The organism is Micromonospora sp. NPDC005710 (genome assembly GCF_040630995.1).
Taxonomy (GTDB): Bacteria; Actinomycetota; Actinomycetes; order Mycobacteriales; family Micromonosporaceae; genus Micromonospora.
In genome coordinates, this window is sequence record NZ_JBEXYP010000003.1 from 185,656 (window position 1) to 203,906 (window position 18,251).

Below are 18,251 nucleotides of genomic sequence, written 5' to 3' on the forward strand. Positions count from 1 at the left end.
GCGTTCGCGTCAGGGCAGGTCGTTGGCGTGACGGATGACGGTCACCAGGTCGTCGATGATGCCGGTGAGGGCGAAGTCCTTCGGGGTGAAGACCCGGGCGACCCCGGCTGCCAGGAGGGTCTCCGCGTCCCCGGTCGGGATGATTCCCCCCACCACCACCGGCAGGTCCGGCCGGCCGGCGGCGCGCAACCCGTCGAGCACCGCGGGCACGGCGGCCAGGTGCGACCCGGAGAGCACGGAGAGCCCGACCAGGTCGACGTCCTCCTCCACAGCGGCGGCGACGATCTGCCCAGCGGTCAACCTGATGCCCTGATAAACGACCTCGAAGCCGGCGTCTCGGGCGCGTACCGCGATCTGCTCCGCGCCGTTCGAGTGCCCGTCCAGGCCGGGCTTGCCGACCAGCAGCCGCAGCCGACCGCTGCCCAGTTCGCGCGCCGTGGCGGTGACCCGCTCGCGGACCGCCGCCAGGCCCGGCTCACCGCCGCCACCGGTGGCGCCGGCCAGGCCGGTCGGCGCCCGGTACTCGCCGAAGACCTGGCGCAACGCGCCGGCCCACTCGCCGGTGGTCACCCCGGCCCGTACACACTCGACCGTGGCCGGCATCAGGTTCGTGGTGGTCGCGGCGTCCGCGCGGAGCCGGGCCAGCGCCGCGTCGACGACTGCCGCGTCCCGGTCGGCCCGCCACCGGCGTACGCCGTCCACGGCGGCTTCCTCGACCGCCGGATCGACCTGTTCGACAGCACCGGCACCGGCGGCGGTCAGCGGTGAGGACTCGGTCTCGGTGTACCTGTTGACGCCGACCACCACGTCGGCACCGGACTCGATGCGGCGGCGGCGTTCGGCGAGCGACGCGACGAGCGCGCTCTTGAGATAGCCGGTCTCCACGGCGGCGACGACGCCGCCCAACTCCAGCACCGTGTTCAGCTCGACTCGGGCCCCGGCGACGACCTCGTCGACGAGCGCTGTCATCACGTGCGAGCCGGCGAAGAGGTCGGGATATTCGAGCAGGTCCGACTCGTACGCCAGCACCTGCTGCATCCGCAGCGACCACTGCTGATCCCACGGGCGGGGCAGGCCGAGCGCCTCGTTCCAGGCCGGCAACTGGACCGCGCGGGCCCGCGCGTCGCGGGACATCGTCACGCCGAGCATCTCCAGCACGATGCGCTGGATGTTGTTCTCCGGCTGCGCCTCGGTGAGGCCGAGGGAGTTGACCTGCACGCCGTAGCGGAACCGTCGTTGCCTCGCGTCGGTGACCCTGTACCGGTCACGGGTGATCTCGTCCCAGAGCACGCCGAACGCGCGCATCTTGGCGATCTCCTCGACGAAGCGCACCCCGGCGTTGACGAAGAACGAGATCCGTTGGACCACGTCGCCCATCCGCTCGGCCGGCACCTGACCTGCGTCGCGAACCGCGTCGAGCACGGCGACCGCGGTGGCGAGTGCGAACCCGACCTCCTGCACGGGCGTGGCGCCGGCCTCCTGGAGGTGGTACGAGCAGATGTTCACCGGGTTCCACCGGGGCATCTCGCGCAGCGTGTACGCCACCACGTCGGCGGTCAGCCGCAGCGACGCCGCCGGCGGAAAGATGTAGGTGCCCCGGGACAGGTACTCCTTGATGATGTCGTTCTGGGTGGTGCCTGCGCAGCGGGTCAGGTCGGCGCCCTGCTCCGACCCGACGGTTTCGTACAGGGCGAGCAGCCACATCGCCGGGGCGTTGATGGTCATCGAGGTGTTCGTGTCGGCGAGCGGGAGACCGTCGAAGAGCGCCCGCATGTCGCCGAGGTGGGCCACCGGCACGCCGACCCGTCCGACCTCACCGGAGGCGAGTTCGTGGTCCGGGTCGTACCCGGTCTGGGTGGGCAGGTCGAAGGCGACCGAGAGGCCGGTCTGCCCCTTCGCCAGGTTGCGGCGGAAGAGGGCGTTCGTCGCCGCGGCCGACGAGTGGCCGGCGTAGGTGCGCATCACCCACGGGCGGTCCCGCTCGGGCAGCCGCCCCGGGAATGCCGTCTCATCCATGGCCGAAGTCTAAGTTACCGTTCAGTAGAAGCGGCTGTGGAAAACCACACAGGTCCATGTCGGGGACGTCCGGGTGCCAAGCACCCGCTGTGGCGCGCACCGCCACACCCCGGGCACCCGCTGGTTGCCGCCAGGACGCACACTTGACGGCATGGATGACGAGCTGGCCATCTCCGTCCGAGGGCTGCGCAAGGCGTACGGCGACAACGTGGCGGTGGCGGGTGTGGACCTGGACGTCCACCGCGGTGAGGTGTTCGCGTTGCTCGGCCCGAACGGCGCCGGCAAGACCACCACGGTGGAGATCCTGGAGGGCTACCGGCGGCGCGACGCGGGCGAGGTGAGCGTGCTCGGCGTCGACCCGGCGAACCCTGACGCCGACTGGCGGTCCCGGGTGGGCATCGTCCTTCAGGGCACCGGCGAGTTCGACGAGCTGACAGTGGCCGAGGTGGTCCGGCACTTCTCCGGCTTCTATCCCGACGCGGACGACCCCGACAAGGTGATCGAGCGAGTAGGGCTGGCCGCGAAGGCGAAGGCCCGGACGCACACCCTCTCCGGCGGGCAGAAGCGCCGGCTGGACGTGGCGCTGGGCATCATCGGCCGACCCGAGCTGCTCTTCCTCGACGAGCCGACGACAGGTTTCGACCCGGAGGCCCGCCGCGAGTTCTGGGAGCTGATCCGTGACCTCGCCGCCGCCGGGACCACCATCCTGCTCACCACCCACTATCTGGACGAGGCCGAGACACTCGCCGACCGGGTCGGCGTGATCGCCGGCGGTCGACTGGTCGAGGTGGCCGCTCCCAACCGGTTGGGCAATCGACAGGAGGCCCTGGCGACGGTCTCCTGGCGTACCCCGGAAGGGGCGCTGGAAAGCGCGCAGAGCGCGACGCCGACGGCATTCGTGGCCGACCTCGCCGCGCGTCACGGCGGCGAGGTCCCCGGGCTCACCGTGACCCGGCCGACCCTGGAGGACGTCTACCTCACCATGATCGGACATGCGCGATGACGACCACGACGAAGCCGGCGACGCCGGTCACCGCGGCCCGCGGCCGGCGGCCGGGTGCTGGCGCGCTCGCCCTGCGGCAGGGCCGGCTGGAGATCACCCAGTTCCTGCGCAGCAAGGAATCGGTGGTCTTCACGATGGGCTTTCCCATCATCATGATCCTGATCTTCGCGTCGATCTTCGGCGGGACGATCGGGGGCGGGGTCAAGTTCACTCAGTACTTCATCACCGGCATGATCGCGACCGGCCTGATGACGGTGAGCTTCCAGAACCTGGGCATCTGGATCCCGGTCGAGCGGGACCGGGGTGTGCTCAAGCGCTACCGGGGCACGCCGATGCCGAAGTGGGTCTGGTTCGCCGGCAAGGTGATCATGGTGATCGCCATCGGCATCGCCGAGACCGCGCTGCTGCTGGCCGTCGCGGTGGCGCTGTTCGACCTGAACCTGCCCGGCACCGCGGCGAAGTGGCTCACCTTCGGATGGGTCTCCGTGCTCGGCGTGACCGCCTGCACCCTGTGCGGCATCGCCATCTCGTCGCTGGCCCGCACCGCCCGCAGCGGCTCTGCGGTGGTCACCCCGGTCGCCCTGGTGCTCCAGTTCATCTCCGGCGTGTTCTTCGTCTTCACCGAACTGCCCACCTGGATGCAGCAGGTCGCCGCGTTGTTCCCGCTCAAGTGGATGTGCCAGGGCCTGCGGGCGGTGTTCCTGCCGGAGACGTTCGGGGCGCAGGAGCCGGGCGGCTCGTTCGAGCTGGGCCGGGTGGCGCTGGTCCTCGCCCTGTGGTGCGTGATCGGCCTGGCGCTCTGCCTGACCACCTTCCGCTGGACCAACGAGCGCGACGGCTGAGCGGTCGACCGGGGCGGGTAGCCCTCGCCCCGGTCGTCACCCACTCAGTACGTGTAGAAACCCTTGCCGGTCTTGCGGCCCAGGTCGCCGGCGGTGACCATCCGCTGGAGCAGCTCCGGCGGGAAGAACTTCTCGTCGGCGGTGTCGGTGTAGATGTTCTTCGAGGCATGCAGCAGCACGTCCACGCCGGTCAGGTCGGTGGTGGCCAGCGGGCCCATCGCGTGCCCGAAGCCCAGCCGGCAGGCGGTGTCCAGGTCCTCGGCGGAGACCACCCCGGCCTCGACGAGCTTGACCGCCTCCATCACCAGGGCGGAGATCAGCCGGGTCGTGACGAAGCCGGCGATGTCCCGGTTGACCACGACCACCGTCTTGCCGATCTCCTCGGCGAAGGCCCGCGCGGTGTCCAGCGCGGCGTCGCTGGTCTTGTAGCCGCGCACCAGCTCACAGAGCTGCATCATCGGCACCGGGGAGAAGAAGTGGGTGCCGACTACCGATTCGGGCCGCTCGGTCACCGCGGCGATCTGGGTGACCGGAATGGCCGAGGTGTTCGTGGCGAGGACCGCGTCCGACTTGCAGATCTTGTCCAGGGCGCGGAAGACCTCGTGCTTGATCTCCAGCCGCTCGAAGACCGCCTCGACCACGATGTCCGCGTCCGCCGCCGCCTCCAGGTCGGTGGTGGGCGTGATCCGGGCCAGCGTCGCCTCGACCTCGGACGCCTCGATCCTGCCCTTCTCGGCGAACTTCTCCAGTGACTTCCGAATGCCGCCGAGCCCTCGGGTGGTGGCCGCGTCGTCCAGGTCGCGCAGCGTCACCTGCCAGCCCGCCTGCGCCGCCACCTGGGCGATGCCGGAACCCATCAATCCGGCCCCGACGACCGCGAGTCGACCCGCCATCTGCTTCTCCCTCGCTGCTCTTGAGTGCCTGTCTGCACCCTAGTCGGCGAGCCTGAACGATGGCTAAGTGGTGGTAGGGCCGCGTCGCGGGGCCGGCCTCAGATCTCCAGTGCCGGCTCCTCCGGCGTGGTGCCCCGCTCGACATTCACCCCGAGGGCTCGCAGGTCGGCCACGAAGTCCGGATAGCCCCTGTCGACGTGGTGGACGTGGGAGACCTCGGTGACCCCCTCCGCGCAGAGCCCGGCGATGATCAACCCGGCTCCGGCCCGGATGTCGGTGGCCCGCACCGGGGCACCGGAGAGCCGTCCCCGCCCCCGTACCACCGCGTGGTGCCCATCGGTCTTGATGTCCGCGCCGAGCCGCATCATCTCGTTGGCGAACATGAACCGGCCGTCGAAGATGTTCTCGGTGATCAGGGAGGCACCGTCGCTGACGGCCGCCAGCCCGATCGCCATCGGCAGCAGGTCGGTGGCGAAGCCGGGGTACGGCAGCGTCACCACGTCCACCGCCCGGGGTCGCTCGTCCATCCGTACCCGGAAGCCGTCTCCCCGCGTCTCGACCAGGCCGCCGGCCGCGACGACCTTGTCCAGCGCGACCTCCAGATAGGCCGGGTCCAGGCCGGTCACCGTCACGTCGCCCCGGGTCATCGCGGCCCCGAACGCCCAGGTGCCGGCGACGATCCGGTCCCCCACCGTGGCATGGCGCACCGGACGCAGACCGGGCACACCGGTGATCCGCAACGTGGACGTGCCCGCGCCGACGATGCGCGCGCCCATCCGGTTGAGCATCGTGCAGATGTCGACGATCTCCGGCTCCCGGGCCGCGTTGTCGATCATCGTGGTGCCCTGGGCCAACACCGCCGCCATCACCAGGTTCTCCGTCGCGCCGACGCTCGGGAAATCCAGCACGATGTCCGCGCCCCGCAGCCCGTGCGGGGCGGAGGCGATCACGAACCCGTGCTCACCGGAGATCTCCGCGCCCATTCGGGTCAGCCCGGAGATGTGCATGTCCAACCCCCGCGACCCGATCGCGTCGCCGCCGGGATGGGCCACCCGCACGTACCCCCGACGAGCCAGCAGCGGGCCGAGCACACAGATCGACGCGCGCAACCGTCGGACCAGGTCGTAGTCGGCCTCCGCGCCCGGCTGCTCCGGTACGTCGATCGTCACCGATCGGGACCGGGCCACACCACCGCGGGCGACCATCGGGTCGACCGGATCATCCGCCTCGAACTGGACGTCGCAGCCCAGCCGACGCAGCACCTCCCCCATGATCGCGATGTCGGTGATCCGGGGAACGTTGGTGATCACGCTGCGGCCCGGTGCGAGCAGCGCGGCGGCCATCAGCTTCAACGCCGAGTTCTTGGCACCGACCACATGCACGGTGCCGGCCAGCCGAGCGTCACCGTGCACCCGGATGACGTCGACATCGTTCACCGCCGGATCGCCGGCGTCGCCAGGACCCACCACCACCGGCCAGCCGGGGGTGCTGTCCGGCCGCGCCGGGATCGTCAGGTCGGGAATCCGTAGGCTGTGCGTCATGGCCGTCCACCTCACGCGCATCTACACCAAAGCCGGCGACGCCGGCATGACCAGGCTGAGCAACAACGAGCAGGTGCCGAAGACCGATCCACGGATCGCCGCGTACGCGGATGTCGACGAGTGCAACGCGGCGATCGGCGTGGCGATCGCCTTGGGCAACCTCGACGACGAGCTTCGCGGCGTGCTGGCGTCGGTGCAGAACGACCTGTTCGACGTCGGCGCCGACCTGTCCACCCCGGTCGAGCCGGAGCCGAAGTACCCGCCACTGCGGGTCACCGAGGAGTACGTCGAGCGACTGGAGGGCTGGTGCGACGAGCACAACGCACGCCTGAGCAAGCTCGACTCCTTCATCCTCCCCGGCGGCACCGCAGGCGCGGCGCTGCTGCACGTGGCGCGGACCGTCGCCCGGCGTGCCGAACGGGCAGCGTGGGCGCTGGTCGGCCACGATCCGGAACGAACCAGCACGCTCCCGGCAAAGTATCTCAACAGGCTCTCCGATCTGCTCTTTATCCTGTCAAGAACGGCAAATCCGGCAGGAGATGTGCTATGGGTGCCGGGCGGCAAGCGCTGACCGTCGGCGCTCCGCACCACCGTCGAGGGGTGGGTTCCCACTCTGCCCGCCGCCACGCGTCGCCAAGCCTTGATCCACTCGGGCGAGTCAGGCTAAGCAGCGCCTTGGTCAACTCCGGTTCCTTGATGTCGCGGCATGCCAGCCACCACAACACCCCGACATCAGGAAGCCCGAGTCGATCAACCAGCCCCGACCCCCGAGAAGGCGCGACTCGACAAAACCGGTAACGGCAGGTGATGAAAAACCGCGCCGGACCGACGCACAGTGGCAACGAGGGGTTTCCGGGGGAGCCCGCCCGGCGCAGGGATCAAGCCTGACCGCCCGGAGCCGGGCGGGGCTCCCCCGGAAACCCAGAAGAGCAACCACAGAAGAGCAGATCAGGCAGCCGGCCAGTCCTGGGAGGCCATACGCGGCGAGACCGCCCCCGGAGGGGCGGCCTCGAGCCAGGAGAGAAAACCGGTAACTGTGGATCGCGCCATGGCGATCTCCACCGGTGCGTGGTTACTGGTACAGCGGAGAATCACCCAGTCGGCCGGCATGGAGAACCGTTCCTGACCTTCGGGCAACCGGCGGCGCTCCACTGCCAACCCCTTGCGGGAGAGCACCCGCTTGGGCCGGATCGCGAAGCTGAACATCCGGTACCAGCGCAGCTCGTCACCGGCGAACCGGCCGAAGCCGGGCGACCAGCCGCGGCCGTCGAGCATCGTGGTGACCCGGACGCTGAGCCGGATGATGCCACCGCTGCGGGTGACCAGAGCTCGCCGGCCGAAGAGGATCAGAAGCGCACAGAGGATGACGACGACGCCGATTCCGAATCCTTCGACGATCTCCATCCCCGGTGTGGCTCAGCGGCTCTGCGCGGAGACCGGGGTCGCGCTCTCGGCAAGCACTGTGACACCGTCGGCGCTCACCGAGAGGAAGCCGCCGGCCACCTCGTAGGCGACCTGCTCGCCGCCGGCGAGCTTGATGCGGACCTGACCGGGCTCGGCGAGTTGGCCGAGCAGCGGCGCGTGCCCCGGCAGGACACCGAGCTCGCCTTCGGTCGTCCGGGCGACGACCATCTCGGCGTCACCGGACCAGACCTTCTCCTCGACGGCGACGAGCTCGACGTGAAGCTGCTGTGCCACGCTGTCTCCTTGCTGCGGCTACGGATTGCCGAAAGTCTAGCCTGACGACATGGCCCGCCCAACGCGGGTGGGGACAACGCGCCCCGGCTACTTGGTCTTGTTCACGAATTCCGGGTGCTCGAGCAGGAACGGGTCGAGTTGCTCGTTGTGCAGGGCGGTGAAGAAGTCCGGGACCCCCTCCTGGAACTGCTCGCCCAGATACTTCTTACCGTCGAACACTCCCCCGCCGGGGAGCTTGATCATCTCGATCGTGTTCGGTCGGATGTCCTTCAGGGCGAGCCCGAAGTCGACGACGCTGCTGCCCCGACCGTTGAAGATCAGTGACTGGCCGGCGGCGCGGAGCACCTTGTCCAGCTTGATCGGGTTGGACACCACGTCGGCGCTGAACGCCTGGCCGACCATGGCCTTGACGAACTGCTGCTGGTGGCGCTGCCGGCCGTAGTCGGAATCCGGGACACCATTCTTCGGGTAGCGCTGCCGGACGTAGTCCAACGCCTGCCACCCACTCAGGTGCCGGTTGCCCTTCTTGTAGAGCGCCTGCGGGCCGACGTAGCCCTCACCACGGGTGTTGCCCGGCCGCGGCTTGCCGTCCGGCTGCTTGTGCTCGGACTTCACGTCGCGCTCGATGTACATGTCGACACCACCCATGGCGTCGACGATCTTCTGGAAGCCGGTGAAGTTGATGATCGCGCCAGCGTCGAAGCGCTTGATGCCTGTCACCTTCTGCACAGTGGTCGCGAGCAGCTCGAAGCCCCGGGCTGCGTCGGGGTTGGCCCCCGGCACCTGGCTGCCGAAGGACATGGCAGCGTTGATCTTGGTGGTCTCGCCTGAGAAGTTGGCCTTCTTGAACGCCGGGATCTGCACGTAGAGATCACGGGGCAGGGAGAACAGGTAGGCCCGGTCCATTGAAGCCGGCACGTGCAGCACCATGATCGAGTCAGCGAGGGGCGCTGCGGTCGGCGTACGCGGGTCGATACCGACGAGCAGGATGTTGAGCGGACCCTTGATGTCGCTCTTCTTCGCCTGGGCACCCGCCGCCTGGTCACCGAAGAGGTCAGCCTTGCCGACGGACCCCTCGTAGCGGGCCATCAGCACCTCGGTGCCGACAAGCACCGCGCCGCTCAGCACCGCCAGCACGGTGCCGAACACCGTGCAGATCCTCGCCCACCGCGGCACGCCTCGCCAGATGGACGGCTTGCGGCCCCTCTTGCCGGCCTTACCCACGAGCAGCTCCGTTCGTTACGCCCACGACAAGGAAGACGGGCGCACGTCGTCGAAAGGTTGCAAAGATCAACGCTCGTTCAGGTGAGCGCGAACCGAACCGTAGCTCGGAAGCCTCGGAAGTGGCGACAACGAGTAACGGACCGCGACGATGGTAAGACGCGAAGATGAACAAAAGACTGCCCCGGCATTGCCGGGGCAGTCTTTTTGCGCACTACAGGGTCGGACGAGGGCTGGTCAGCCCTTCATCAGCTCCTCAGCCTTCTTCTCCAGGTCTTCGAGACCGCCGCACATGAAGAACGCCTGCTCGGGGAAGTGATCGTACTCACCCTCGCTGATCTTGCGGAACGCCTCGATGGTCTCCTTGATCGGGACCGTCGAGCCCGGCACGCCGGTGAACTGCTCCGCCGCGTAGGTGTTCTGCGAGAGGAAACGCTCGATCCGCCGGGCCCGGGCCACGGTGATCTTGTCTTCCTCGGAGAGCTCCTCGATACCGAGGATGGCGATGATGTCCTGCAGGTCGCGGTAGCGCTGCAGGATCCGCTTCACCTCGGTGGCCACCTGGAAGTGCTCGTTGCCGACGAACTCCGGGGCGAGGATCCGGGACGAGGACGCCAGCGGGTCCACGGCCGGGTAGATGCCCTTGTCGGAGATCGACCGCTCCAGGTTGGTGGTCGCGTCCAGGTGGGCGAACGTGGTGGCCGGGGCGGGGTCGGTGTAGTCGTCCGCCGGCACGTAGATCGCCTGCATGGAGGTGATGGCCTGGCCCCGGACGGAGGTGATCCGCTCCTGGAGCTCGCCCATCTCGTCGGCCAGGGTCGGCTGGTAACCCACGGCGCTCGGCATGCGGCCCAGCAGCGTGGACACCTCCGAACCGGCCTGCGTGAAGCGGAAGATGTTGTCGATGAAGAGCAGCACCTCCTGCTTCTTCACGTCCCGGAAGTACTCCGCCATGGTCAGCGCGGAGAGCGCCACCCGCAGCCGGGTGCCCGGCGGCTCGTCCATCTGGCCGTAGACCAGAGCGGTCTTGTCGATGACGCCGGACTCGGTCATCTCGGCGATGAGGTCGTTGCCCTCACGGGTGCGCTCACCCACGCCGGCGAAGACCGAGGTACCACCGAAGTTGCGGGCAACCCGGGTGATCATCTCCTGGATGAGCACCGTCTTGCCCACGCCCGCGCCGCCGAACAGGCCGATCTTGCCGCCCTTGACGTACGGGGCGAGCAGGTCGATCACCTTGATGCCGGTCTCCAGCATCTCGGTCTTCGGCTCCAGGTCGGCGAAGGCCGGGGCCTTGCGGTGGATACCCCACCGGTCGTCGGCCTCGAACGTCTCGCCCTCTTTGAGGTTGAGCACCTCGCCGATCGCGTTGAACACGTGGCCCTTGACCGCGTCGCCCACCGGCACACTGATCGGCTCGCCGAGGTCACGGACCTCGGCGCCGCGGACCAGACCGTCGGTCGGCTGCATCGAGATGGCGCGGACCAGGTTGTCACCCAGGTGCTGGGCAACCTCCAGGGTCAGCGTCTTCTCACCGCCGGACAGGTTCACCTTGACGTTGAGGGCGTTGAACAGGGCCGGCATGGCGTCGCGCGGGAACTCGGCGTCGACGACCGGGCCGATGACCCGGACCACGCGACCCGTGGCCGTCTTGGTCTCTACTGGTGCAGTCATCACACTTCACTTCCCGACGCGGCAAGCGCGTTCGCGCCGCCGACGATCTCGCTGATCTCCTGGGTGATCCCGGCCTGCCGGGCCGAGTTCATCTCACGCGTGTACTTCTCGATCATGTCTTCGGCGTTGTCGGTGGCGCTCTTCATCGCCCGCCGCCGTGCCGCCGACTCACTCGCCGCCGACTCGATCAACGCCGCGTAGATCCGCGTGTTGATGTACCTCGGCAGGAGCGCGTCGAGCAACGCCTCCGCCTCCGGCTCGAACTCGTACGCCGGCAGCAGCCCTTCGGAGCGCGGCCGGTCCTCCACCTGCATCGGACCGATGACCTTGGTGACCGGGCTCTGCGTCATCAGCGAGTGGAACTCGGTGTAGACGATGTGCAACTCGTCGACGCCGAGCACCCCGTCCGCACCGGCGCTGCCGTCCGCGTCGTCCGCACCGGCCGTGAACGCCTTGATCAGCGTCTCACCGACGGTACGCGCGTCCTCGAACGACGGCTGCTCGCTGAACCCGGTCCAGTTGGCCTCGATCGGCCGGTCGCGGAAGCGATAGAACCCGACGCCCTTACGCCCGATGACGTAGAGCACCGGCTCCTTGCCGTCCGCCCTGAGCCGGGCGATGAGCGACTCCGCCATCCTGATGGCGTTGGAGCTGTAGCCGCCGGCCAGGCCACGGTCGCTGGTGACCAACAGGACGCCCGCCCGCCGCACCCGCTCGCGAGGGGTGAGCAGCGGGTGGTCGATCCGCGCGTTGGACGCCAGCGCCGTGAGCACACCGGTGATGGCCTGGGCGTACGGCAGGGACGCCTGCACCCGGGCCTGGGCCTTGGCGATCCGGCTCGTCGCCACGAGCTCCATCGCCTTGGTGATCTTCTTCATCGACTTCGCCGAGCGGATCCGTTGACGAAGAACGCGTACCTGGGCCGCCATGGGATCAGCTCTCGGCCGGACGGTCGGTCGCGCCGTCGCGGAAGCGGGTCACCGTCTCACGGTTCTCGTCACCCTCGAGCGGTGCGGCCGGCGCGTCGTTGACCCGACGCTCGTCCTCCTTGCCGAGGAAGACCTGCTTGAACTCGCTGATCGCGGTGTCCAGCGAGCCGATGATGTCATCGTTCCACTGGTTGTCGGCGATGCCGGCCAGCACACCCTCGTGCTTGTGCCGCAGGTACTGGAGGAACTCGGACTCGAAGCGCTTGACCTCGCCCACCGGAACGTCGTCCAGCTTGCCCTCGACGCCGGCCCAGACCGAGACGACCTGCTCCTGCACCGGGAACGGCGAGTAGTTCGGCTGCTTGAGCAGCTCCACCAGGCGGGAACCGCGGTTCAGCTGGTTCTGCGAGGCCCGGTCCAGATCGGAGGCGAAGGCGGCGAACGCCTCCAGCTCGCGGTACTGGGCGAGGTTGAGCCGCAGCGAACCGGCGACCTTCTTCATCGGCTTGACCTGCGCGGCGCCGCCGACCCGGGAGACCGAGGTGCCGACGTTGATCGCCGGACGAACGCCCTGGTTGAACAGGTCGGTCTCCAGGAAGATCTGGCCGTCGGTGATCGAGATGACGTTGGTCGGGATGAAGGCCGAGATGTCGTTGGCCTTCGTCTCGATGATCGGCAGACCGGTCATCGAGCCGCCACCCAGCTCGTCGGAGAGCTTCGCGCAGCGCTCCAGCAGGCGGGAGTGCAGGTAGAAGACGTCACCCGGGTACGCCTCACGGCCCGGCGGGCGACGCAGCAGCAGCGACACGGCGCGGTACGCCTCGGCCTGCTTGCTCAGGTCGTCGAAGACGATCAGGACGTGCTTGCCGCCGTACATCCAGTGCTGCCCGATGGACGAGCCGGTGTACGGGGCGAGGTACTTGAAGCCGGCCGGGTCGGAGGCCGGGGAGGCCACGATGGTGGTGAACTCCATCGCGCCCGCCTCCTCGAGCTGCCCCTTGATGGAGGCGATCGTGGAGGCCTTCTGGCCGATGGCGACGTAGATGCAGCGAACCTGCTTCTTCGGGTCGCCGGTGCGCCAGTTGTCCCGCTGGTTGAGGATGGCGTCCAGGGCGACAGTGGTCTTACCTGTCTTCCGGTCACCGATGATCAGCTGACGCTGACCCCGACCGATCGGGGTCATCGCGTCGATGGCCTTGATGCCGGTCTGCAGCGGCTCGAAGACGGACTGCCGGGCCATCACGTTCGGAGCCTGCAGCTCCAGCTCGCGGAAGCCCTCGTTGGCGATGTCGCCGAGCGCGTCGATCGGCTCACCGAGCGCGTTGACCACGCGGCCGAGGAAGGCGTCGCCGACCGGAACGGAGAGAACCCGCTCGGTGCGCTTGACGCGCTGCCCCTCCTCCAGCTTGCCGGAGTCACCGAGAACGACGACGCCGATCTCCCGGACGTCGAGGTTCAACGCCACGCCGAGCGTGCCGTCCTCGAACTCCAGGAGCTCGTTGGTCATGGTCGAGGGCAGGCCCTCGACGTGGGCGATACCGTCGCCGGTGTCGGCGACGGTGCCGACCTCCTCGCGGGAGACGTCGGACGAGTAGGAAGAGACGTAGCGCTCCAGGGCGCCGCGGATCTCTTCCGTCGAGATGGTCAGCTCGGCCATCCTCTGCTTCCTTAAAATTCAGGGGCCCGGGATACCTAGTACCGACCGGTCCGAATGGCGTCTGTCATTCCGGGCGCTGAGTGGTCCAGCCACCCCGAAAGCTGGGCGGCGGAGCCGCTCAGCCGCGGGGCGGCGAAGCCGATCAGCGCTTCGCGAGCGCGTTGCGGGTCTCGTTGAGGCGGCGCAGGATGGTGCCGTCGTACAGGTCGGAGCCGACCCGCACGCTCACGCCACCCAGGACGTGGGGGTCCACCGTCTGCTTGACGGAGACCTCTCGACCGTATATCGCGCTGAGGCTCGCACCCAGCCGGCGCTCGTCCTCGTCACTCAACGGGGCCGCGACGGTCACGTACGCCACCTGCCGGTCGCGTCGCTCGGCGGCGAGCTCCACCAGCCGGGTGAGCGCGCCGGTGAAGGAGCGCCCGCCGTACCCGCCGAGGGCGACCTCGACGAGGCGGACGGTGACCGGACGAGCCTTGTCGGCGAGCAGCTCGCGGGCCAGGGTGGCCCGCTGCTCGACCGGGGCGACCGGGTCGGCGAGGGTGTTGCTCAGCGCCGACTGACCGGCCACCACCTGACCGAAGCGGAACAGCTCGTCCTCGACCTCGCCCAGCTCGCCGGCCTTGTCGGCGCTGGCGAGCAGCGCCTCCACGCCCAGCCGCTCGGCGCCGTCGAGCAGCTCCGACGGTGCCGACCAACGGCCGGAGACCAGGGTGACGAGCAGATCGAGCGCGTCGGCGCCGATCCGCCCACCGAGCATGTCGCCGAGCAGAGCACCGCGGTCCTCGCCGGAACGGGCCGGCTCGGAGAGTGCGCGGCGCAGCCGCGGCTCACGCCGCAGCAGGGACGCCACGGAGAGGACGGCGTCGGCGGTGGAGGCCACCGCCGACGGCTCCGCGCCGCGGACGTACGCGTCGAGGCGCTCGGCCGCGATCTTGTACGACTCCCGGCTGGCGGCCTGCATCAGCGGGCCCCCGTGCTCTCGAGACCGCTCAGGAACCTGTCGACGGTGCCCTTACGCCGTGCCTCGTCGGCGAGCGACTCGCCAACGATCTTGCTGGCCAGGTCCACCGCGATGGTGCCGACCTCCGTGCGCAGCTCGCGCACGATGGTGGCCCGCTCGGCGGCGAGCGCGTCCTTACCGGCCTGGATCACCCGGTCGGACTCCTCGCGTGCCTTCGCGAGGATGTCCTGCCGGATCCCCTCGGCGTCGGCCCGCGCGTCGTCCCGGATCTTCGCGGCGTCGGTCCGCGCCTCAGCGAGCTGGGCACGGTACTGCTCGAGCAGCTGGTTCGCCTCGGCCTGGGCGGCCTCGGCGCGCTTGATGCCGCCCTCGATCGCGTCGACCCGAGCCTGGAACGTCTGTTCCATCCGCGGGAAAACGAACTTCATCAGCACGAAGCAGAGCACGCCGAAGGCGATCGTGCCGACAACGATCTCCTGCCCGATCGGAAGAATCGGGTTGTGCTCTGACTCACCACCCTCGGCGGCGAGGAGGAACAACATGGGTGACCTCCCGGTCGGAAGGGGCGGGTACTACTTGGCCCAGATGAAGCCGAAGGCGATGCCGAACAGCGCGAGCGCCTCGATGACGGCGAAGCCGATCCAGACGTACGGCAGGGTCATCCGGGACGACTCCGGCTGACGGGCCGTCGACTGGATGTAGGCGGCGAAGACCAGGCCGACGCCGATGCCCGGGCCGATGGCCGCGAGGCCGTAGCCGATGGCGGCGGTGCTGCCCTTGACCTCGGCGAGAACGCTAACGTCCATTGGTGTGGTTCCTCCTGGTTATCACGCGTGACTCTCACGCGGGACGACAACGGTTGGTGCGTGGATCAGTGCTCTTCGGCGAGCGCGCCCTGGATGTAGCTGGCGCTCAACACCGTGAAGACGTAGGCCTGCAGGACGATGACAAGCGCCTCGAGAAGGGTCAGCGCCACTGTCATCACCCAGGACACCACCGAGACCGGTGCCAGCCAGGCGTTGGCGTTGAGCATCGCGAAGCCGCCGAGCGTGAAGACCAGCAGAAGCATGTGGCCGGCGAACATGTTCGCGAAGAGACGAACGGCGAGCGAGAACGGCCGGATGATGAAGGTCGAGAACGCCTCGATCGGGATCAGCAGCGGCAGGATGTACCAGGGTGCCGGCGGGATCAGGGCGTGCTTGAAGTATTTGCCGAAGCCGTGGTGCCGGATGCCGATGTAGTTGAACAGCACGTAGCTGATCACCGCGAGGATCGCCGGGAAGGCGATGTGCGAGTTCGGCGAGATCTGGAAGAGCGGGATGATCGCGAACGCGTTCGTCACGAGCACGAAGCAGAACAGCGTCGTGAAGTACGGAGCGAACCGCACGCCCTGGTGCCCGATCATGTCGACCGAGATGTTGTTGCGCACGAAGCCGTAGATCGACTCGGCGAACCACTGCTTCTTGGTCGGCACCAGCTTCGGGTTCCGATAGGTCGCCAGGAAGAAGATGATCAGGAAGCCGACGGCGATCCAGATCATCAGCGTGAACTTCGTGACCCAGTACGAGTCGTGTGCACCCCAGGGCAGGATGCTGGGCAGGTAGAAGTCCTCCACACTGGGTGGAAATGCCGCCTGGCCCGCTGCCAGGACGTTCGCCTGTCCGAACACCGCGTCCCTTCCTAAGTAGGCGTGCCGAGTCGGCGGATGACCAGGATGACTCCCCCGGCCATGCCGAGCACGAAGCCGATGCCGGTGGCGACGCCCCCGGTGTCGAGCCACTGGTCGACCAGCCAGCCGATGAAACCCCACACGAGCATGCCTCCGATGAGGTAGCTGAGTGCGGTCCAGCCCTGACCGGCGCCGGACGGATAGTCGTCTGGTGCGCCGGCCGGACGGGGGGTTTGGTCATCAGCCATGACGGGGCGAACGATATCAGCCGGGAAGACGAGGCTGTGCCTCACCCCCCGCACAACCATCGTTGTGTGGGCTTCTCGTGGGCGCCGTCGTCTGTGGGCACGCTACTCCCCTTCCGCCCGTCGGAAAATGACCGGAGGCCGACACATTGCCGCGCGTCCGAAAGATGGGACGACCCGCCGGGTCAGTCGTGCGCCCGACGAGCGTGCACCGTGGTCAGCCACCAGATGTGCACCGCCGTCCACACTGCCACCCCGGCGACGATGCCGAGGCAGAGCGGGATCAAACCGGCCCAACCGGACGATGCCACAGCCACCAGTACCGCACCCAGAAGGCTGAACTTCAGCACGTACAGGCCCACGCCGAGCGGCAACAGCAACTGCGGGTTGACCTGATCGGCCCGGGCCAGCACCACTGTGGTGAGGGTGTAGCTGAGCACCGTGACGCCCACGCCGGCCGCCGCGCCGAGCGCGCCCGTCAGGCCGCCGGTCAACCCGCCCAGCACGGCGGCGACAGCGGCCAACGCCGCCGACGCGACCAGCAACACCGGGAGGTGCCGCAGCCGCCACCGCCGGTCGGTGGCCGGCTCGACCACACCGGGCTCAGCCACGGGGGTACGCCGGGAACGCCGCCACCAGCTCGGACACCTCGGCGCCGATCCGGGTCAGCTCGTCGGCCCCGCCCACGGCCCCGGGATCGGTGCGCACCGCGCGGGCGATCAGAGAAGCCACCTGACGCAGCTCCCCCTCGCGCATTCCCTGCGTGGTGACGCTCGGGGTGCCCACCCGGATGCCGGAGGCCACCATCGGCGGCTGCGGGTCGTACGGAATCGCGTTCTTGTTCAGGGTGATCGACGCGGCGTCGCAACGACGCTCGGCCTCGGCGCCCGTCACCCCCAGCTCCCGCAGGTCGATCAGTGCCAGGTGGGTGTCGGTGCCACCGGACACCGGGCGCATGCCCTCGTCGGTGAGCCCGGCGGCGAGCGCTTGGGCGTTGCCGACCACCTGCCGGGCGTACGTCTGGAACTCCGGCTGGGCCGCCTCGCGCAGCGCGACCGCCTTGGCCGCTACAGCGTGCATCAGCGGGCCGCCCTGCGTGAACGGAAAGACCGCCTTGTCGATCCGCTGGGCCAGCGACTCACGGCAGAGGATCATGCCGCCGCGCGGGCCGCGCAGCACCTTGTGGGTGGTGGCGCAGACGACGTCGGCATACGGCACCGGGGACGGGATCGCCCGACCGGCGACCAGGCCGATGAAGTGCGCCGCGTCCACCATCAGGTACGCGCCGACCTCGTCGGCGATCTCCCGGAACCGCGCGAAGTCGATGAGCCTGGGGTACGCGGTCGCCCCGCAGATGATCAGCCTGGGCCGGTGCGCCCGGGCCAGGTCGCGTACCTCGTCGTAGTCGATCTGCTCGGTGTCCGGCCGGACCGGGTAGCCGACCGGGTGGAACCACGTGCCGGAGAAGTTCACCCGGCTGCCGTGGGTGAGGTGGCCGCCGTGCGGCAGATCCATGGCCAGCACCGTGTCCCCCGGCTGCACCAACGCGGCGTACGCGGCCAGGTTGGCGCTCGCCCCGGAGTGCGGCTGGAGGTTCGCGTGTTCGGCCCCGAAGAGCTCCTTGGCACGGGCGATGCCGATCTCCTCGGCCCGGTCCACCTCGGCGCAGCCGCCGTAGTAGCGCCGGCCCGGATAACCCTCGGCGTACTTGTTGGTGAGCGTCGAACCGAGCGCCGCCAGCACCGCCGGCGAGGTCAGGTTCTCGCTGGCGATGAGTTGCAGGCCGCCACGCAACCGGTCCAACTCGCCGAGGACCACCCCGGCGATCTCCGGATCAGTGGCCCTGAGCTGCGCGAAATCCGGCCCCCAGAAGGTGCTCGTCTCGGTCTCCACAGCGAA

19 protein-coding genes are annotated in these 18,251 nt (G+C 68.9%); 3 read left to right on the forward strand and 16 right to left on the reverse strand.

The window, feature by feature from the left end:
• Window positions 1–9: 9 nt before the first annotated feature.
• Complete coding sequence (locus ABZ406_RS05300) at window positions 10–2,016, reverse strand: protein meaA (protein ID WP_357756084.1); 2,007 nt, start codon at window positions 2,014–2,016, stop codon at window positions 10–12.
• 151 nt (window positions 2,017–2,167) lie between these two features.
• On the opposite strand from ABZ406_RS05300, the gene ABZ406_RS05305 reads away from it, so the two are divergent.
• Together ABZ406_RS05305 and ABZ406_RS05310 are read left to right on the forward strand one after the other, a co-directional pair.
• Window positions 2,168–3,019, forward strand: coding sequence for an ABC transporter ATP-binding protein (locus tag ABZ406_RS05305; protein WP_357756085.1), 852 nt, complete (start codon window positions 2,168–2,170; stop codon window positions 3,017–3,019).
• Window positions 3,016–3,861 (forward strand): ABC transporter permease, encoded by an 846-nt coding sequence (locus ABZ406_RS05310; protein ID WP_357756086.1) that lies wholly within the window; start codon window positions 3,016–3,018, stop codon window positions 3,859–3,861. Before ABZ406_RS05305 ends, ABZ406_RS05310 begins: the two co-directional genes overlap by 4 nt.
• Before the next feature lie 44 nt (window positions 3,862–3,905).
• Here ABZ406_RS05310 and ABZ406_RS05315 read toward each other — a convergent pair whose 3' ends face one another.
• Both ABZ406_RS05315 and murA read right to left on the reverse strand, forming a co-directional pair.
• Complete coding sequence (locus ABZ406_RS05315; protein ID WP_357756087.1) at window positions 3,906–4,754, reverse strand: 3-hydroxyacyl-CoA dehydrogenase family protein; 849 nt, start codon at window positions 4,752–4,754, stop codon at window positions 3,906–3,908.
• 98 nt (window positions 4,755–4,852) lie between these two features.
• Window positions 4,853–6,295 carry a UDP-N-acetylglucosamine 1-carboxyvinyltransferase gene (gene murA / locus ABZ406_RS05320; RefSeq protein WP_357756088.1) on the reverse strand — a complete coding sequence of 481 codons (1,443 nt, stop codon included), beginning with the start codon at window positions 6,293–6,295 and terminating at the stop codon, window positions 4,853–4,855.
• Here murA and ABZ406_RS05325 point away from each other — a divergent pair.
• Window positions 6,294–6,866: a cob(I)yrinic acid a,c-diamide adenosyltransferase gene (locus ABZ406_RS05325; RefSeq protein WP_357756089.1), complete on the forward strand. Its 573-nt coding sequence runs from the start codon at window positions 6,294–6,296 to the stop codon at window positions 6,864–6,866. The genes murA and ABZ406_RS05325 overlap by 2 nt on opposite strands.
• Before the next feature lie 377 nt (window positions 6,867–7,243).
• On the opposite strand, the gene ABZ406_RS05330 is transcribed toward ABZ406_RS05325, so the two are convergent.
• The 13 genes from ABZ406_RS05330 to glyA form a co-directional block, all read right to left on the reverse strand.
• Window positions 7,244–7,699, reverse strand: coding sequence for a DUF2550 domain-containing protein (locus ABZ406_RS05330; RefSeq protein ID WP_357756090.1), 456 nt, complete (start codon window positions 7,697–7,699; stop codon window positions 7,244–7,246).
• A 12-nt stretch (window positions 7,700–7,711) separates the two neighbouring features.
• Complete coding sequence (locus ABZ406_RS05335) at window positions 7,712–7,993, reverse strand: F0F1 ATP synthase subunit epsilon (protein WP_030333186.1); 282 nt, start codon at window positions 7,991–7,993, stop codon at window positions 7,712–7,714.
• A gap of 87 nt (window positions 7,994–8,080) precedes the next feature.
• On the reverse strand, window positions 8,081–9,223 hold the full coding sequence (locus tag ABZ406_RS05340; RefSeq protein WP_357756314.1) for an LCP family protein: 1,143 nt from the start codon (window positions 9,221–9,223) through the stop codon (window positions 8,081–8,083).
• Between the two features lie 228 nt (window positions 9,224–9,451).
• Window positions 9,452–10,888, reverse strand: coding sequence for a F0F1 ATP synthase subunit beta (atpD, locus tag ABZ406_RS05345; protein WP_357756091.1), 1,437 nt, complete (start codon window positions 10,886–10,888; stop codon window positions 9,452–9,454).
• A complete protein-coding gene (locus ABZ406_RS05350) occupies window positions 10,888–11,817 on the reverse strand; it encodes a F0F1 ATP synthase subunit gamma (RefSeq protein WP_357756092.1) in 930 nt (309 codons plus the stop codon). The genes atpD and ABZ406_RS05350 overlap by 1 nt, the downstream gene beginning before the upstream one ends.
• Before the next feature lie 4 nt (window positions 11,818–11,821).
• Window positions 11,822–13,474 carry a F0F1 ATP synthase subunit alpha gene (gene atpA / locus ABZ406_RS05355; RefSeq protein ID WP_357756093.1) on the reverse strand — a complete coding sequence of 551 codons (1,653 nt, stop codon included), beginning with the start codon at window positions 13,472–13,474 and terminating at the stop codon, window positions 11,822–11,824.
• Window positions 13,475–13,616: 142 nt separating this feature from the next.
• Window positions 13,617–14,438: a F0F1 ATP synthase subunit delta gene (locus ABZ406_RS05360; protein ID WP_357756094.1), complete on the reverse strand. Its 822-nt coding sequence runs from the start codon at window positions 14,436–14,438 to the stop codon at window positions 13,617–13,619.
• Entirely contained in the window at window positions 14,438–14,977 is a 540-nt protein-coding gene (locus ABZ406_RS05365; RefSeq protein ID WP_357756316.1) for a F0F1 ATP synthase subunit B, read from the reverse strand. The genes ABZ406_RS05360 and ABZ406_RS05365 overlap by 1 nt, the downstream gene beginning before the upstream one ends.
• 33 nt (window positions 14,978–15,010) lie before the next feature.
• Entirely contained in the window at window positions 15,011–15,244 is a 234-nt protein-coding gene (locus ABZ406_RS05370) for an ATP synthase F0 subunit C (RefSeq protein WP_357756095.1), read from the reverse strand.
• A gap of 65 nt (window positions 15,245–15,309) precedes the next feature.
• A complete protein-coding gene (gene atpB / locus ABZ406_RS05375) occupies window positions 15,310–16,107 on the reverse strand; it encodes a F0F1 ATP synthase subunit A (RefSeq protein ID WP_357756096.1) in 798 nt (265 codons plus the stop codon).
• A gap of 11 nt (window positions 16,108–16,118) precedes the next feature.
• Window positions 16,119–16,355 (reverse strand): hypothetical protein, encoded by a 237-nt coding sequence (locus ABZ406_RS05380; RefSeq protein ID WP_357756097.1) that lies wholly within the window; start codon window positions 16,353–16,355, stop codon window positions 16,119–16,121.
• A 182-nt stretch (window positions 16,356–16,537) separates the two neighbouring features.
• Window positions 16,538–16,963, reverse strand: a complete 426-nt coding sequence (locus tag ABZ406_RS05385) for a hypothetical protein (RefSeq protein WP_357756098.1) — start codon at window positions 16,961–16,963, stop codon at window positions 16,538–16,540.
• Entirely contained in the window at window positions 16,956–18,245 is a 1,290-nt protein-coding gene (gene glyA / locus ABZ406_RS05390) for a serine hydroxymethyltransferase (RefSeq protein WP_357756099.1), read from the reverse strand. Before glyA ends, ABZ406_RS05385 begins: the two co-directional genes overlap by 8 nt.
• Window positions 18,246–18,251 lie beyond the last annotated feature (6 nt).

What these genes read in the sequence shown, in the direction of transcription:
- ABZ406_RS05300 (WP_357756084.1), bottom strand. Translation starts at nt 2,016, where the DNA reads ATGGATGAGACGGCATTCCCGGGGCGGCTGCCCGAGCGGGACCGCCCG.
- ABZ406_RS05305 (WP_357756085.1), top strand. Translation starts at nt 2,168, where the DNA reads ATGGATGACGAGCTGGCCATCTCCGTCCGAGGGCTGCGCAAGGCGTAC.
- ABZ406_RS05310 (WP_357756086.1), top strand. Translation starts at nt 3,016, where the DNA reads ATGACGACCACGACGAAGCCGGCGACGCCGGTCACCGCGGCCCGCGGC.
- ABZ406_RS05315 (WP_357756087.1), bottom strand. Translation starts at nt 4,754, where the DNA reads ATGGCGGGTCGACTCGCGGTCGTCGGGGCCGGATTGATGGGTTCCGGC.
- ABZ406_RS05325 (WP_357756089.1), top strand. Translation starts at nt 6,294, where the DNA reads ATGGCCGTCCACCTCACGCGCATCTACACCAAAGCCGGCGACGCCGGC.
- murA (WP_357756088.1), bottom strand. Translation starts at nt 6,295, where the DNA reads ATGACGCACAGCCTACGGATTCCCGACCTGACGATCCCGGCGCGGCCG.
- ABZ406_RS05330 (WP_357756090.1), bottom strand. Translation starts at nt 7,699, where the DNA reads ATGGAGATCGTCGAAGGATTCGGAATCGGCGTCGTCGTCATCCTCTGT.
- atpD (WP_357756091.1), bottom strand. Translation starts at nt 10,888, where the DNA reads ATGACTGCACCAGTAGAGACCAAGACGGCCACGGGTCGCGTGGTCCGG.
- ABZ406_RS05350 (WP_357756092.1), bottom strand. Translation starts at nt 11,817, where the DNA reads ATGGCGGCCCAGGTACGCGTTCTTCGTCAACGGATCCGCTCGGCGAAG.
- atpA (WP_357756093.1), bottom strand. Translation starts at nt 13,474, where the DNA reads ATGGCCGAGCTGACCATCTCGACGGAAGAGATCCGCGGCGCCCTGGAG.
- ABZ406_RS05360 (WP_357756094.1), bottom strand. Translation starts at nt 14,438, where the DNA reads ATGCAGGCCGCCAGCCGGGAGTCGTACAAGATCGCGGCCGAGCGCCTC.
- ABZ406_RS05370 (WP_357756095.1), bottom strand. Translation starts at nt 15,244, where the DNA reads ATGGACGTTAGCGTTCTCGCCGAGGTCAAGGGCAGCACCGCCGCCATC.
- ABZ406_RS05380 (WP_357756097.1), bottom strand. Translation starts at nt 16,355, where the DNA reads ATGGCTGATGACCAAACCCCCCGTCCGGCCGGCGCACCAGACGACTAT.